Source organism: Variovorax paradoxus, assembly GCF_040544635.1.
Lineage (GTDB): Bacteria > Pseudomonadota > Gammaproteobacteria > Burkholderiales > Burkholderiaceae_C > Variovorax > Variovorax paradoxus_R.
The window spans coordinates 270,907-286,523 of sequence record NZ_JBEPKJ010000007.1 but is presented as its reverse complement, the minus strand read 5'-3'; the positions used below and the strand labels follow the sequence as shown (position 1 = coordinate 286,523).

Annotated in this window: 13 protein-coding genes; 8 read left to right on the top strand and 5 right to left on the bottom strand. The window is 65.7% G+C overall.

Annotation, left to right across the window (positions count from 1 at the left end; translation table 11 throughout):
* Positions 1-4 precede the first annotated feature (4 nt).
* Genes ABIC94_RS14555 through ABIC94_RS14545 form a run of 3 tightly spaced genes read left to right on the top strand, consistent with a single transcriptional unit; the run spans position 5 to position 2,601 of the window.
* Positions 5-1,465 (top strand): cytochrome ubiquinol oxidase subunit I, encoded by a 1,461-nt coding sequence (locus tag ABIC94_RS14555; protein ID WP_354373707.1) that lies wholly within the window; start codon positions 5-7, stop codon positions 1,463-1,465.
* The gene (gene cydB, locus ABIC94_RS14550) at positions 1,455-2,462 is read left to right on the top strand and encodes a cytochrome d ubiquinol oxidase subunit II (RefSeq protein ID WP_354373706.1); all 1,008 of its coding nucleotides are present in this window, start codon (positions 1,455-1,457) and stop codon (positions 2,460-2,462) included. The genes ABIC94_RS14555 and cydB overlap by 11 nt, the downstream gene beginning before the upstream one ends.
* Entirely contained in the window at positions 2,449-2,601 is a 153-nt protein-coding gene (locus tag ABIC94_RS14545) for a DUF2474 domain-containing protein (RefSeq protein WP_354373705.1), read from the top strand. Before cydB ends, ABIC94_RS14545 begins: the two co-directional genes overlap by 14 nt.
* A gap of 34 nt (positions 2,602-2,635) precedes the next feature.
* Here the strand turns inward: ABIC94_RS14545 and ABIC94_RS14540 are convergent, their stop codons facing one another.
* Positions 2,636-2,845, bottom strand: coding sequence for a hypothetical protein (locus ABIC94_RS14540; RefSeq protein ID WP_354373704.1), 210 nt, complete (start codon positions 2,843-2,845; stop codon positions 2,636-2,638).
* 87 nt (positions 2,846-2,932) lie between these two features.
* Entirely contained in the window at positions 2,933-5,146 is a 2,214-nt protein-coding gene (locus ABIC94_RS14535) for a copper-transporting P-type ATPase (protein WP_354373703.1), read from the bottom strand.
* Between the two features lie 318 nt (positions 5,147-5,464).
* Here ABIC94_RS14535 and ABIC94_RS14530 point away from each other — a divergent pair, with 318 nt between their 5' ends.
* Positions 5,465-6,211 carry a carbonic anhydrase gene (locus tag ABIC94_RS14530; protein WP_354373702.1) on the top strand — a complete coding sequence of 249 codons (747 nt, stop codon included), beginning with the start codon at positions 5,465-5,467 and terminating at the stop codon, positions 6,209-6,211.
* Positions 6,212-6,280: 69 nt separating this feature from the next.
* On the opposite strand, the gene ABIC94_RS14525 is transcribed toward ABIC94_RS14530, so the two are convergent.
* Positions 6,281-7,810 (bottom strand): amidase, encoded by a 1,530-nt coding sequence (locus ABIC94_RS14525; RefSeq protein WP_354373701.1) that lies wholly within the window; start codon positions 7,808-7,810, stop codon positions 6,281-6,283.
* Positions 7,810-8,793 carry a Bug family tripartite tricarboxylate transporter substrate binding protein gene (locus ABIC94_RS14520; RefSeq protein WP_354373700.1) on the bottom strand — a complete coding sequence of 328 codons (984 nt, stop codon included), beginning with the start codon at positions 8,791-8,793 and terminating at the stop codon, positions 7,810-7,812. Before ABIC94_RS14520 ends, ABIC94_RS14525 begins: the two co-directional genes overlap by 1 nt.
* A gap of 151 nt (positions 8,794-8,944) precedes the next feature.
* Here ABIC94_RS14520 and ABIC94_RS14515 point away from each other — a divergent pair, with 151 nt between their 5' ends.
* Positions 8,945-9,859, top strand: coding sequence for a LysR family transcriptional regulator (locus ABIC94_RS14515; protein WP_354373699.1), 915 nt, complete (start codon positions 8,945-8,947; stop codon positions 9,857-9,859).
* A 153-nt stretch (positions 9,860-10,012) separates the two neighbouring features.
* A complete protein-coding gene (locus ABIC94_RS14510; RefSeq protein ID WP_354373698.1) occupies positions 10,013-10,393 on the top strand; it encodes an HU family DNA-binding protein in 381 nt (126 codons plus the stop codon).
* An 81-nt stretch (positions 10,394-10,474) separates the two neighbouring features.
* On the opposite strand, the gene ABIC94_RS14505 is transcribed toward ABIC94_RS14510, so the two are convergent.
* On the bottom strand, positions 10,475-11,383 hold the full coding sequence (locus ABIC94_RS14505; RefSeq protein ID WP_354373697.1) for a LysR family transcriptional regulator: 909 nt from the start codon (positions 11,381-11,383) through the stop codon (positions 10,475-10,477).
* 155 nt (positions 11,384-11,538) lie between these two features.
* Between ABIC94_RS14505 and ABIC94_RS14500 the strand changes: the two genes are divergently transcribed.
* The gene (locus ABIC94_RS14500; protein WP_354373734.1) at positions 11,539-12,636 is read left to right on the top strand and encodes a TRAP transporter substrate-binding protein; all 1,098 of its coding nucleotides are present in this window, start codon (positions 11,539-11,541) and stop codon (positions 12,634-12,636) included.
* Positions 12,633-15,605: a bifunctional diguanylate cyclase/phosphodiesterase gene (locus ABIC94_RS14495; protein WP_354373696.1), complete on the top strand. Its 2,973-nt coding sequence runs from the start codon at positions 12,633-12,635 to the stop codon at positions 15,603-15,605. Before ABIC94_RS14500 ends, ABIC94_RS14495 begins: the two co-directional genes overlap by 4 nt.
* Positions 15,606-15,617: the final 12 nt, after the last annotated feature.

The window sequence follows — 15,617 nt, the reverse complement described above, 5'->3', positions numbered from 1 at the left end:
CCGCATGGACGCCCTCCTGCTCGCCCGGATCCAGTTCGGATTCACGATTTCGTTCCACATCATCTTTCCGGCGCTCACCATCGGGCTGGCGAGTTATCTGGCCGTGCTCGAGGGCTTGTGGCTGCGCACCGGCCGCAAGGTGTACATCGACCTGTACCAGTTCTGGATCAAGGTCTTTGCGGTGGCGTTCGGCATGGGCGTGGTGTCGGGCCTGGTCATGGCCTACCAGTTCGGCACCAACTGGAGCAACTTTTCGCGCTTTGCCGGCGGCGTGACCGGGCCGCTGCTTGCCTACGAAGTTCTGACCGCCTTCTTCCTTGAAGCAGGGTTTCTCGGCGTCATGCTTTTCGGGCGGGAACGCGTGGGCCCCGCGCTTCACTTCGTTTCGACGATTGCCGTTGCAGTCGGCACCCTGATCTCCGCCACCTGGATCCTCGCGTCGAACAGCTGGATGCAGACGCCGCAGGGCCACGAGATCATCGATGGGCGCGTGGTGCCGGTCGACTGGCTCATGGTGATTTTCAACCCGTCGTTCCCCTACCGGCTGGCGCACACCGTGACGGCGGCCTACCTTGCCACCGCACTGATGGTCGGCGGTGCGGGAGCCTGGCACCTGCTGCGCGGCAACGACAACACGCGCGTGCGCACCATGCTGTCGATGGCGCTGTGGATGCTGCTGGCCGCGGCGCCGCTGCAGGCGGTCATCGGCGACCAGCATGGGCTGAACACGCTCGAGCACCAGCCGGCCAAGCTCGCCGCCATCGAAGGCCATTGGGAGCGCACGCCGGAGGGCGAGGGCGTTCCTTTGAAGCTTTTCGGCTGGCCCGACATGAAGGCCGAAGTCACGCGCTACGCGGTGGAAATTCCCCGCGCCGGCAGCCTGCTTCTGGCGCACAGCTGGGACGGGCAGATTCCTGCGCTCAAGGATTTCGCACCCGAAGACCGCCCCAATTCGACCATCGTGTTCTGGACCTTCCGCGCGATGGTCGGCCTGGGCGTGCTGATGATTGCGCTGGCTTTCTGGGGGCTGTGGCTGCGCCGCGGGCAGCGCCTGTATGCCGGCAAGAACTTTCTGCGCTTCGCCGTTGCAATGTCTCCGGCGGGGCTGGTTGCGATTCTCGCGGGCTGGTACACGACCGAGATCGGCCGCCAGCCCTGGGTCGTCTACGGCTTGATGCGCACGGCCGACGCCGTGTCGCCGCAGCATTCGACAGGGCAGGTCGGGTTCACGCTCGGCCTCTTCGTCGTCGTTTACCTGGTCGTGTTCGGCGCGGGCACGGCCTACGGGCTTCGCCTGATCGCCAAGGGGCCGGCGGGAGACGAAGCCGATCGCTCGGCCTGGGGTGGGCCGGGCGAAACGCGAACGCCGATGCGCCCGCTCTCCGCAGCGCCCGAAGACGACGATGCCGGTGCCGCGGATGGCCGTGCCGAAAAAGCGAAGGAGGGCGACCGCGATGGGCATTGATCTTCCACTGATCTGGGCCGTCATCATCCTGTTCGGCATCATGATGTACGTCGTGATGGACGGCTTCGACCTGGGCATCGGCATCCTGTTTCCGTTCCTGCCCGCCAAGGAAGACCGCGACGTGCTGATGAACACCGTGGCGCCCGTGTGGGACGGCAACGAGACCTGGCTCGTGCTCGGCGGCGCCGGGCTGCTGGCGGCCTTTCCGCTGGCCTATGCGGTGATCCTCAGCGCGTTCTACCTGCCGTTGACCCTCATGCTCATCGGGCTGGTGTTTCGCGGCGTCGCGTTCGAATTCCGCTTCAAGGCGCGGGCGGGCCGGCGGCGCTGGTGGGACCATGCCTTCATCGGCGGCTCGGTGACCGCGGCCTTCTTCCAGGGCGTGACGCTCGGCGCCTTTCTGAACGGCATGCCGGTGGCCGACGGCAACTACGCCGGCGGGCCGTTCGACTGGATATCGGCTTTCTCGCTCTTCACCGGCGTGGCGCTGGTGGCGGCCTATGCGCTGCTCGGCGCCACCTGGCTCGTGATGAAGACCGAAGGCCGCTTGCAGATGCGCATGCGCAGCCTGGCGCGGCCGTTGGCCTGGCTCATGCTGGCCGTGATCATCGCGATCAGCATCTGGACGCCGCTTGCGCACGAGGCCATCGCAAAGCGGTGGTTCAGTTTTCCCAATCTGCTCTGGTTTGCGCCGGTGCCCACGCTCGTGGCCCTCGTCACATGGCGCTTGCTGCGCGACCTGGGCGGCGACGGACATGCGTCGCCTTTCGTGCTCACGCTCGTGCTTCTGTTCCTGGGGTACACGGGGCTCGGCATCAGCCTGTGGCCGAATGTCATTCCGCCCGACATCAGCATCTGGCAGGCCGCGGGACCGCCGCAGAGCCTGGGCTTTGCGCTGGTCGGGGCCTTGCTGATCATCCCCGTCATCCTGATGTACACCGCGTGGAGCTACTGGGTGTTTCGCGGCAAGGTGAGGCATGGCGATGGCTACCACTGACCCCGGCTCCGGTGGCCGCAAATGGGTGCGCCGCTTCGGATGGCTGTTGGCCATCTGGGCGGCCAGCGTCGGCTGCCTGTTCGCGGTGGCGCTGGTCTTTCGCTGGCTGATGCGCGCGGTGGGCCTCACTGCGCCATGAGGCTTGGCGCCGGATAAGCGCTCCCGTTAATGCGCTAATGGCTGTGGGCAGGTGCGGTTCGCCGGCGAATTTCGCTGTGGAGCGCACGCTGGCCCGCTGCCAGCGCGGCTTCGTAGGTGTCCGTCGGGTCGAAGGCGTCGCGAAGCACTTTGGGGTTGGCTCCGTCCGCATCCGTTTCGAGCAGGCGCCAGACAAATGAACCGAGGGCTGGCTCCTCGATGATGAGTTCGATGGGTTGTGTCATCCCCTCAACTTGCCCAAGCCGGAGTCGGCTGTCTGTAGGTGTAGGCCGAATTCGAATGATGCCGGCCTGGCATTCGATTGCCGCTCTTCAGGCGGACTTGCCTCCGCTCGCCGCTCTCAGCCGCAATGCATTGGTAATGACCGATGCCGAGCTCAGGCTCATTGCCAGCGCCGCGATCATCGGCGACAGCAGCCAGCCCGTGAACGGAAACAGCACGCCGGCGGCCAGGGGAACGCCCAGCGCGTTGTAGATGAACGCGAAGCCGAGGTTCTGCTTCATGTTGGCGATGGTCTTCTCTGAGACGATGCGCGCCTGCGCAATGCCGCGCAGATCGCCCTTCACCAGCGTTACTTGCGCGCTGTTCATTGCAACGTCGGTGCCGGTGCCCATGGCCACGCCGACGTCGGCCTTGGCGAGCGCCGGGGCATCGTTGATGCCGTCGCCGGCCATCGCGACGATGCGGCCTTCGCGCTGCAGTTTTTCGACCAATGCCAGCTTGTCGGCGGGCTTGACTTCGCCGTGCACCTCGTCGATGCCCAGCCGTGCGGCGACGGCGCGTGCCGTGGTCAGGCCGTCGCCCGTTGCCATGATCACGCGCATGCCCGATTCCTTGAGCGCCGCCAGCGCCTCCATGGTCGTGGCCTTGACCGGGTCGGACACGGCGAGCAGGCCTACCGGCTGGCCATCGGCGGCAAGGAACATCACGCTGGCCCCTTTGGCGCGCAGGGCTTCGGCCTGCGGCTTGAGTGCATCGACGGGCACGCGCAGCTGGTTCATGAGCGCGGTGTTTCCGAGCGCCAGTTTCTTTCCGCCGACGAGGCCACTCACGCCGATGCCGCTGCTGGACTCGAACTCGTCCGCCGCTGTCAACGACAGGCCGCATTCGCGCGCCGCCTCGACGATGGCGTGCGCCAGCGGATGCTCGCTCCCCTGGTCGAGGCTGGCGGCAAGGCGCAGCACGTCGTCTTCCGTGAAGCCGGGCAGGGCCACCGCACGCTCGAAGCGCGGCTTGCCTTCGGTCAGCGTGCCCGTCTTGTCGACGATGAGCGTGTCGACCTTGCGGAAATTCTCGATGGCCGCCGCGTCGCGGAACAGCACGCCTTGCGTGGCGGCCTTGCCGGTGGCCACCATGATCGACATCGGCGTGGCCAGGCCGAGCGCACAGGGACAGGCAATGATGAGCACCGCCACCGCGTTGATGAGGCCGTGGGTCCAGCTCGGTGCCGGCCCGAAGAATCCCCAGGCCAGGAAGGTCGCGAGCGCGATGCCGATGACCGCCATGACGAAGTAGCCGGCCACGTGGTCGGCCATGCGCTGCATGGGCGCCCTGGAGCGCTGGGCCTGGGCCACCATCTGCACGATGCTCGCGAGCACGGTCTGCGAGCCGACTTTTTCCGACTGCATCACCAGCGCGCCGCTCGTGTTCAGCGTGGCGCCGATGAGCTTGTCGCCGACCCGCTTGGTCACCGGCAGCGGCTCGCCCGTGAGCATGGATTCGTCGACCGCGCTTGCACCCTCGACCACCACGCCATCCACCGGCACCTTTTCGCCGGGCCGCACGCGCAGCTTGTCGCCGACATGCACGTGGGCGATGGGAACGTCTTCCTCAACGCCATCGGCGCCGATGCGCCGCGCTGTCTTGGGCGCAAGGCCCAGCAGCGACTTGATGGCCGCGGAGGTTTGCGAGCGTGCCTTGAGCTCGAGAATCTGGCCCAGCAAGGTGAGCGAAATGATCACCGCCGCCGCTTCGAAATACACCGCCACGCGGCCCATCGACATGAATGAATCGGGGAACGCGCGGGGTGCCACCGTGGCCACCACGCTGTAGACGAAGGCGGCAGCGGTGCCCAGGCCGATGAGCGTCCACATGTTGGGGCTGCGGTTGGCAGCGGATTGCACGGCGCGCTTGAAGAAAGGCCATCCCGCCCACAGCACGATGGGCACGGAAAGAACCAGCTCGATCCAGCTCTGAGTGGCCATCTCGAACCACTGCAGGCGGTGTCCCGCCATTGCGAGCACGGCGACCGCGAGGGTGAGCGGCAGCGTCCAGAAAAATCGCCGCTTGAAGTCGCGCAGTTCCGGGTCTTCCTTTTCCTCGTCATCGAGGCTCGGCATTTCGGGCTCCAGCGTCATGCCGCACTTGGGGCAGTTGCCGGGGTGGTCCTGCCGTATTTCCGGATGCATCGGGCAGGTGTAGATCGTGGGCGATCCGGCTACTGCGCCGAGTTCGACGGCATTCACGGGCGACGGCTGGCCGTCGTGATGGTGGTAGTGTCCTGGGTTGGAACGCGTGTCGTTCATTCGAATTCTCCAGCGGGAACCATGAGACTGCGCACGCCGCGGGGGTGCGCAGGCAGGCGAGGTTTGAGGGTCAGCCTCCGGTCAGGTAGGCGTCCAGACAATCGCGCCGGCCTCCGGCGGTTTCGGCGGATAGCCTGCTTGCGCAATGGCCGCAGGTCATCGATTGAATTTCGAACTCTTGCATGGCAACTCCTCGGTTGTTGAAAAAGCGGAGTTCAGTTTCAGGGTTGACATCGTGGCAAGGTCAAGCCTGTTCTCCATGCCTTTCGCTTGAGGGTCTGCGGCTCCTCTCACAACTCTTTCCTGGAATCCTTGCCCATGTCCCCAGTTTCTCGCTATCTCCTGAGCGTTGCGCTGCTCGCGGCTTCAACGGTCCACGCCCAGGCGCTGGACTACGACCATCAGGAAAACTGGAAGGCGGTTCACGACAGCGCCCAGTCGCCGATCGATATCCCCACCGGTGAAGCCAAGGCTGGCGATGCGCTCGAGCCACAGGACATCCGCCTGAACAACGCTCGCGCAGAGCTCGACGTCGTCGACAACGGGCATGCGGTGGAGGTCGAGACGAAGGGCCCCGACGCCATGATTCGCGGGCGGCACTTCAAGCTGCTGCAGTTCCACTTCCATGCCGAAAGCGAACATACGGTGGACGGCAAGCACTTCCCGCTCGAAGGGCATTTCGTATTCCGCGCCGCGGATGGCCGCCTGGCCGTGGTGGGCGTCATGTACCGCGAAGGCCCGGCCAATCCGCTGGCGGCCAAGGTGCTGGGCGCGCTCGAGAAGGAGGGCCGCGGCGAGCTGTCCAAGGCCGATATCTCCGTTCTCCTGCCCAAGGACAAGGCCTACTACCACTACCTGGGCTCGCTGACCACGCCGCCGCTGACTGAAAACGTCGAGTGGTATGTGTTGCAGGCGCCGGTGTCGCTGTCTCCGGCGCAGATTGCGCAGTTCCGCGCGCGCTATGCCCACAACAACCGGAAGCTGCAGGAGCTCAACGGGCGTCCTCTGATCCGCTTTCCGTCGGTGACGCTGACGTCCAATCGCGCAGCCCCCGCCGGCCGCTGAACGCCAAGCCCAAAAAAGCCCCCGGTTCTTCGCAGAGCCGGGGGCTTTTTCAGTTTTGGCGCGGTCTTCTCAGACGGCGGAAACCGCTGGCCGGGCCGCAGCCGCAGGGGCTCCGCCATGCGGGCCCGGCGGTGCCGTGACGATGGAGGTGAGCGCAGGTTCCGCCATGCGCAAAACCGAAAGATCGGGGCGCGGGCGGCGCAGTTGCGCATCGGCTGTGAATGCCATTTCCATGGCATGCGCGGCGCCCAGCACCTGGTGGTCGGCCCGGAAGCCGCCCACGATCTGCAGCCCGAACGGCATGCCCGCATGGTCGACGCCGCAAGGCAGCGAAAGCGCGGGATGCGTCGTCAGCGTGACGACATAGGTCAGCGCCAGCCAGCGGTAGTAGTTGGCCTGCTTCTCGCGGTTGATGGTGTCCGCATACAGCTGCGTCCACGGGAACGGCGACACCGGCGTGGTGGGCGACAGGATCAGGTCGTAATCGGCGAAGGTTGCCTGGAACCGCTTGATGAGCCGGGTCTGCTCGGCCTGCGCCCAGGCGCTGTCCAGCAGGCTCATCTGCGCGCCCATTTCGTAGTTGGCGCGGGAATTGGGTCCCAGGCTGGCCGGGTCGCGCTGGTAGGCCGCATGCATGCCGGCCACGAAGGCCTCGGCGCGCAGCACGTCGAAGCAGCGGTGCGCCTCGCCCAGGTCGAGCGTCACTTCGTCGCAAGACTTGAACAGGTGCCGCATGGCGCCGATCTTCTGGCGCATGGTGGCGCGGATGTTGTCGTCTACCGCGCAGACGCCGAAGTCTTCGGTCCATGCCACGCGAAGCCTGCTCAGGTCGACGTCCATCGGCTTCTGAAAAGACAGCGGATCCAGCGGATAGCTCAGCGGGTCGCCCGCGTGCATGCCGGCGGAGGCCGCCATTTGCAGGCAGGCGTCTTCCACCGTCCGGCCCATCGGGCCGACGACGGAGATGGGTGTCCAGCCCAGCAGCTTTCGCACGCTTGGCACGATGCCGGGCGATGGCCGGAAGCCCACCACGCCGCACTTGGCGGCCGGAATCCGCAGCGAGCCGCCGGTGTCGGAGCCGGTGCACACAGGCAGCATGTCGCACGCCAGCGCCGCCGCCGAGCCTCCGGAGGAGCCGCCGGCATTCAGGTTCGGGTTGAACGGGTTGCCGGTGGCGCCCCACACCTCGTTGCGCGAATTGGCGCCGGCACCCATCTCGGGAACGTTGGTCTTGCCCGCAACGATGGCGCCGGCCTTCCGGAGGCGGGCCACCAGCTCGATGTCTTCCTCGGGCACGTGGTCGCGGAAGATCGCGGAACCCCAGGTGGTGAGCAGGCCCTCGGTGGGCTCCAGGTCCTTCACGCCCAGCGGCAGGCCATGCAGCAGGCCCAGCGCATCGCCGCGCATCACGGCGGCTTCAGCGGCCTTGGCTTCGGCCCTCGCGCGGTCGAAGCAGGTGGCGGTCACGGCATTGACGAACGGGTTCACCCGCTCGATCTGCGCAATACAGGCCTCCAGAAGCTCGACTGGCGAGACCGCCTTGCTGCCGATCAGCCGGCGCAGCTCGACCGCGGATTGTTCGATCAACCGGGTGTCCATCAGTCTGCAGTGATGTTGGCGCGGGCGGCAACGGCGCGCATCAGCGGCAGTTCCTTGTTGATCAGTTCGCTCACGGCGGCGCCGTTGCTGAAGGCCGGCTCCATGCCCTGCGCGGTCAGCTTGGCGCGGGTGTCGGCGTCGGCAATGGTCGCGGCGAGCGCCTTTTCGAGCTTGGCCTTCACGTCGGCGGGCAGGCCCTTCGGCGCCGACACGACCAGCCACGAGTCCATGTTGATGTCCGGGTAGCCGCTCTCGGCCATGGTGGGCACATCGGGCAACAGGGTGGAGCGCTTGGCCGTGGTCACCGCAATTGCCTTGATCTTGCCGTTCTTGAGTTGGGGAATGGCGGCGCTCACTGTGTCGACGCTGAACGGAACCTGGCCGCCCATCAGGTCGGTCATGGCCGGGGCGCTGCCCTTGTAGGGCACGTGCGTCATCTTCAGGCCCGCGGCGTTGAGGATGGTTTCTCCCGCGAACTGCGACGTGGTGCCGGTGCCGTACGAGGCGTACGAGTACTTCCCGGGCGACGCTTTCACGTAATCCACGAACTGCTTCACGGTCTTCACCGGCACCTCGCTGTTCGCCAGCAGGATGAGGCCGACGCGTCCGACCAGGCCGATCTGGTCGAAGCCCTTGACCGGGTCGTAGGGAAGATTCGAGCGGATGGCGGGGTTGACCGTGAACGTGGTGCCCGAGCTGACCAGCAGCGTGTAGCCGTCCGGCGCCGCCTTGGAAACATAGCTTGCCCCGATCACGGTTCCGGCGCCGGCGCGGTTCTCGATGACGACCGATTGGCCGAGCTCCTTGGCCAGGCGCGCGGCAATCACGCGGGCGTTCACGTCGGTGGCGCCGCCGGGCGGAAAAGGAACCACGAGCGTGACCGGGCGCGACGGAAACCCGGTTTCCGCGGCAGCGGCCGCCAGCGATGCAAGGCCGAGGCAGGACATCAGCAGCAGGCTGGCCAGTGCGGGGAGGCGTTTCATGAGGTACTCCTGAGGAACGGGGGGAGGCGGCGAAAGCAATTCCATCCTAGGAGCAGGAGTCCGCTGCCACAAGCGCAATGTTTAGAATTGTGGATTGCCGTTTCGGCAATCGACGAGAGCCGCCGACCCACTCTGCATCCGAGGAGAACCCATGGCACTTCATGCATTGCAGGAGACCGCTGTGCGGTACTTTCTGGAAGTGGTGCGAACCGGCTCGGTGAAAGAGGCCGCGCTCAAGCTCAACGTGGCGCCCTCCGCCGTGAGCCGGCAGGTGGCGCGCCTGGAGCGCGAACTCGACACCTTGCTGTTCGACCGCCATGCGCGGGGCATGGTGCCCAACGCCGCCGGCGAGTTGCTGGCGGCCCATGCCAAGCGGGTGCAGCAGGACATCGAGCGCGTTGCGAGCGACATCCAGGGCTTGCGCGGGCTGCGCAGCGGGCGCGTGCGCCTGGCAAGCACGGAAGGCTTTGCCTTCGATTTCCTGCCGACGCTGATTTCGCGCTTTCGCAGCAAGCACGAGGGCATCCGCTTTCACCTGGAAGTCTGCCCGCCGAGCGACATACCCGGGCGCATACGCGACGGCGAAGCGGACATCGGCATCACCCTGAGTACCGTGCCCGAGCCGGGCATCAGGATCGAGCTGCGCCACCCCAGCCCCATCCTCGCCGTGATGGCCAACGACCATCCGCTGGCGGCACAGCGGCAGTTGTCCTTGCGCCAGGTGGTGGCCTACCCGCTGGGGTTGCCGCCGCGAGACAGCTCGATCAGGCAACTGCTCGACACCAGTTGCAGCAGGCAGGGGCTGCAGTACGTGCAGGCCATGTCGAGCAACCATGCGAATGCGCTGGTGAGCTTTGCGGCCGCGGGGGGCGGCAGCATTGCCTTTTACGGAGAGTTGTCGATCCGCACGCAGCTGAAGTCGAAGGCGTTGGTCGCCATTGCGCTGAAGGACCGCGAGATGAACGAGCGCCACCTCGAAGTCGAGACATTGGCGGGCCGGTCATTGCCCGATGCAGGGAAAGCGTTCGTGCAATACCTGACCGATGCCATCAAGGCCACCGCCTGAAAGCCGCGAATACAGCGAGCGGCGAGGGCCCGCAAAGAGCGCTGCAATCTCCCGGGGTGCCCACGTGCGCTACACTCCGCGCCGCTTGCAGTGGCCTCAGCCATTGCGCCGTCATTGGCAACATGACGAGAACAATCCAAAGGAAATTTTCAAGTGAACCGTATCGAACTGGTCGAAAAGATCGCCGCCGCCCATAACGTCAGCAAGGCCGAGGCCGCCCGTATTGTGGAAACCGTCACGGGTTCCATCGTCGCCGCAGTGAAGAAGGGCGACCCCGTCCAACTCATCGGCTTCGGAACCTTCAAGCAAGTGGCTCGCGCCGCACGCACCGGCTTCAACCCCCAAGCGGGCGCGAAGATCAAGATCGCCGCACAGAAGGTGCCGAAGTTCGTGCCGGGCGCAGCATTCAAGGCCGCCATCGACCCCAAGGCTGCAAAGCGCAAGGCCGACAAGGCAGCAGCAGCCAAGCCTGCCGCCAAGAAGGCAGCGCCGGCCAAGAAGGCCGCTGCTCCCGCCAAGAAGGCCAAGAAGTAAAAGTCAGGAAATCATGGCTTGCAGCTGCAAGGCTGCTGTCACGAAAAAAACGGCCCTTCGGGGCCGTTTCTTTTTTCGGCCTCAAGCCAGTGTGCCCAGCCGCGCAAGAATGAGGTCGTACAGCGTCTGGGCGGCCACCGAGAGGCTTCCCTCGCGGCGCTGCACCAGGTAAATGGTCCGGGTCAGGCCTGGCAGCGGCAGGGGCCGGGTTACCAGCGTCTCGCGCCGGAAATGGAACAGCGTGAGTTCTGGCACCACGCTGATGCCGATGCCGGCCTCGACCAGGCCCATCACAGTGGCCAGGTGCTCGACCTCGAACACCGCGTTGAGCCGGAGCGGGTGCAGCGCCGCGTCGAGCGACTGGCGCACGCTGCTGTTGCGTGCCATCTGGATGAACGGCCACGGCGCGAGCTGCTTTGCAGTCAGCCTGGGGACGCCGGCCAGCGGATGGTCTTTGCGGCACACCAGATGAAAGCGGTCGTCGCAGAGCTTGCGGCCGCGCAGGTCGCTGGCCGCGGCGGCGTCGGCGCCTGTGGCGGCGAGTGCAAAGTCGGCCTGGTGGCTGCGCAACTGGGCAATGCAGGCGTCCGACAGCGCATCGTGCAGCTCGACCGTGATGCCGGGCCACGTTTGCATGAACTCGGCCAGGATGGCCGGCAGCCAGCCCGCGGCAAGCGAGGGCAGCGCCGCCACGCTCACGCGGCCCTTGCGCCGCTGCGCATGGTCGGCGAGATCGCCGACGGCGTCCTGCATGTCGTCGAGCAGGCGCCGCGCCGAGGGTTCGAACAGCCGGCCCTCGGGCGTGAGTTGCACGCTGCGGGTGTCGCGGTCGAACAGGCGGGCGCCGAGCGTGTCTTCCAGCGTGCGGATGAGCGCGCTGAACGCGGGTTGCGACAAATGACAGGTCTGCGCCGCGCGCGTAAAGTTGCGCTGCTCGGCCAGGGCCGTGAAGGCGCGCAACTGGCGGCTGGAAAGGTCGGGCGCGGGCATTGATCTGGAAGTTGGATGAAACGACCGGAATTTGGGGTCTGCGGATGGTATCCCTGTGCCTTGCGCGCAACGCGTCTTCGCCCGTTTCCAGCCGGCAAGCGACCGGAAACGGGTGGTTCTGTAAAAAACTTCTTACAGGAAGCACAATCGGCATCATGATCCGGGGCATGAAGACCGGCGAAGCAGCATCCGCTAGGCGACCTGCCCTCTGGGCTTGTGTGGCCGCTCTTGTTCTGGCTTTCGCGGCAACCAACAGCGAAGCGCAGCAGCCCGCACCTGCGCGGCTTCGAATCGTGGGCGGATTGGCCAGCGTGAGCCAGTACACGCTTCACGAAGAACGCTTCTGGAGCAAGGACCTGGTCCGCCTGAGCGGCGGCAAGTACAGCGCGAGCATTGTTCCGTTCAACCAGGCCGGCGTGCCCGGCCAGGAAATGCTCAATCTCATGCGGCTGGGCGTCATTCCGTTCGGTACCGCCTTGCTGAGCCAGGTCAGCAATGAGTTCCCCGAACTGGGCACCCCGGACATCGCGGGCCTGAACCCCGACATGCCCACCATGCGGCGGGTGACCGCCGCATTCCGGCCCTATCTCGAAAAGACGCTGCGCGAGCGCCATGGCGTCGAGCTTCTGGCGGTTTATGTCTATCCGGCCCAGGTGATCTTCTGCAAGCAGCCCGTGAAGCAGCTTTCCGATCTGGCGGGGCGGCGCATTCGCGTTTCCGGCACCAGCCAGGCCGACTTCGTGCGCGCTCTCAACGCCGTACCGGTTTTCACCGAATTTGCCGAGATCATGGCCAACATGAGTTCGGCCAACACGGAATGCGCCATTACCGGTGCGATGTCCGGCAACACGCTGGGCCTGCACAAGGTCACCAGCTCCCTCTATACGATGCCCATCAACTGGGGGCTCGCGGCATTCGGTGCCAACACGGACGCGTGGAACGCGCTCCCTCCCGATTTGAAGGCGCTGCTGAAAAGCGAGCTCCCGAAACTCGAGACCGCGGTCTGGGAAGAATCGGAGCGCGACACCGGCAACGGCATTTCATGCAATACGGGCGCCGCAACATGCATGAAGGGCACCAAAGGCGCCATGGTCGAGGCTCGCCCTTCTCCCAATGACGAACGCCGCATGCGCGAAATATTCGCCGCGAGCGTGCTGCCCCGCTGGGTGCAGCGTTGCGGGACCGTGTGCGCGCAGGCCTGGGATCAGACCGTCGGCCCCGTGGTGGGCATCAAGGCGCCCGTCGGGCAGTGAACAAGCTGCTGCCTCGCCGCATCACCGCCTTCGTCTATGGCGTTGCGGCGCTGTTTCTGGCGGCCGTTCTCGCCATCGCCGCGCTCACGATGTGGCAGACGTACGAAAAGGCGATTTCCGACAGCGAGAGCCAGGCCGTACGGTTCGTCGGCACGTCGGAAGCCGCGCTGAACCGAAGCCTGCTGGCCGTGGACACGCTGCTGGCGGGCATGGGGCAGTTCCTGCGGAACTCCAGCGAAGACAGCATTGCGGCCGACATTGCGCAACCCGAGACCGCGCAGCTGATCGAGACCATCGTCCGCCAGAGCCTGCTGGTCCGGTATATCGCATTCGTGAACCCGGACGGCGGGGTGATCGCGTCTTCCGACCGGCGGGGTGCGAAGCTGGAGCTGCAAATGCCCCCGGGGTTCCTGAAAGAGATCCTGAACCGGCCAGGATCCATGCTGACGATCAGCACGCCTTCGGTCAACCAGGCAACCTCTCAGCAGGTGCTGTACTTCGGACGCGTGCTCCGGCTCGCGAACGGCGGCAAGGTCGTGGCGGTGGCCGAAGTGCAGGTTTCCATGCTCACCACGATTCTTGCGCAGGGAGCCAACATCAAGGGGCTCGAGGTCACCCTGGAGCGCGAAGCGGGACCCTTGCTGGCCAGCATGCCGCCGCGCGACGACCTGGCCGGCCGCGCCATCGGACCGGCCCTGACCGACCAGGGCAGCGACGGACGCCCGCAGCGGCTGCTGGCGCGGCTCAGCGGCACGCCAGCCATCATCGTCGCCCGGCCCACGCTGCATAGAAACCTGCTGATCGTCGCCGGAATTCCGCTCGCGGTTGCGCTCGAGGACTGGCGCAACGAGCGCAATTCCATTCTGGGCGTGGCGCTGGCCTTCACGCTGCTGATTCTCGCCGTGAGCTATTTCGCCCGAGCGCAGCTGGGGCGGCAATGGCGTGCCCGGGCAGACCTGCTCCGCTCCAAGGTCACGCTGGACCAGGCGCTCGAATCCATGGCGGACGGGTTCGTGCTGCTCGACCCCGATGGCCGCGTGATCACGTGGAACCGCCGTTTCGTGGACTACTTTCCCTGGGCGGAAAAGTTGCTTGCTCCGCAGGTGCCGTTCCAGCCGATCGACGAACAAAATGTCCGTCACCTGCAGGCGCACAGCGAGCAGGAGCTCACCCTGCCGAACGGGCAAGTCATCGTTGCGGTGAAAAGCCCGACGCCGGACGGCGGCCTCGTGTGCATCTACCGCGACGTGACGGAGAAGAAGCGGCACATCTCGGACATTCTCGAAGGCAAGGCGCAGCTGCAGGCCACGCTGGACGCACTGCCCGACGTGCTGCTGGAGGCCGGCATCGACGGCCGCTGCTACCACTTCCATTCACCGCGCCGGCCCCGGTCTTCGATCAAGGTGCGGGAGCCGGTCGGCAAGATGATGTCCGATCTCCTGCCGGCGAACGCCGCCGCCGAAGTCATGGTCGCGCTGCGCGATGCGTTCGAGTTCGGGTTTTCTTCAGGAAGACAGTTCGAAAGCAGGGCCCCCAAGGGCGCCGTCTGGTTCGAGATTTCCGTTTCTCGCAAGCTGGTCGGCGAGGGCGCCGACGCGCGTTTCATCGTCATCCTGCGCGACATCACCGAAAGCAAGCTGGCCGCCCGCGAGATCGAGCATCTCGCTTTCTATGACAACCTGACGGGCCTGCCCAATCGCCAGCTTCTGCTGCATAGGCTGCAAGCCGCCGTCGACTCGAACGCCCGCCGTTCGCGGCACGGTGCGCTGCTGTTCATGGACCTGGACGATTTCAAGACGCTCAACGATGCGCTCGGACACGCCACGGGCGACGCATTGCTGAAAGAAGTCGGCCTGCGGCTTCGAGGCATCCTGAGCGAAGGCGGCACCGTGGCGCGGCTCGGCGGCGACGAGTTCGTGGTGATGCTCGAAAACCTCAGCGAAGACCCCGCCGTTGCGGCGATGCAGACCAACGCGACCGGCGAATCCATTCTCGCGGTGCTGGGCGAATCGTTCCAGCTCGAAGATCACGAATATCACAGCACGTGCAGCATTGGCGCCGTCGTTTTCAGCACCGCGCATCAGTCGCTGGAAGACCTGCTGAAACAGGCCGACATCGCCATGTACTACGCCAAGTCGGCGGGCGGCAATGCATTGCGCTTCTTCGAGACCGCGATGCAGACCGCGATCACCGCCCGCGCGACGCTGGAGAGCGAGCTGCACGCGGCGCTGGCGGGCAATCAGTTCGTGCTGCACTACCAAAGCCAGGTGACGTCCGAAGGCCATATCGCGGGCGCGGAGGTTCTCATTCGCTGGCACCATCCGGAGCGCGGAATGGTGCCGCCGGGCGGCTTCATCGAGCTGGCGGAGGAAACCGGCTTGATCGTGCCCATCGGCATGTGGGTGCTCGAGACGGCATGCGTGCAGCTCGAGCGCTGGGGCCACGATCCGAGGCGCCGGCACCTGCAGCTGGCGGTCAACGTCAGCGCGCGCCAGTTCCGCACCGTGGACTTCGCGGATAGGGTCCGCGATGTGCTCCGAAGAACCGGCGCTGACCCGACGAGGCTGAAGCTCGAGCTCACGGAAAGCCTTCTGCAAGACAAGATGACCGAAACCGTCAGCAAGATGCAGACGCTCGCGTCGATGGGCATCCGCTTTTCCATGGACGACTTCGGTACCGGCTACTCGTCGCTTTCGTACATGACGCAGTTGCCGCTGGACCAGATCAAGGTCGACAAGTTCTTCGTGCAAAGCATCGGAACCGATCCGAAGGTCGAGCTGATCATTCAAGCCATCATCGGCATGGCGCGAAACCTGGAGCTTGAAATCGTGGCGGAGGGGGTCGAAACGCAGCAGCAGTTCGAGTTTCTTCAGACGCACGGCAAGATGCTGTGCCAGGGTTATCTGTTCAGCAGGCCAGTGCCGCTCGACGAGTTCGAGGCGCAGCTGGACGAGGCGATGGCGGACTGAGCGCACGCTGCG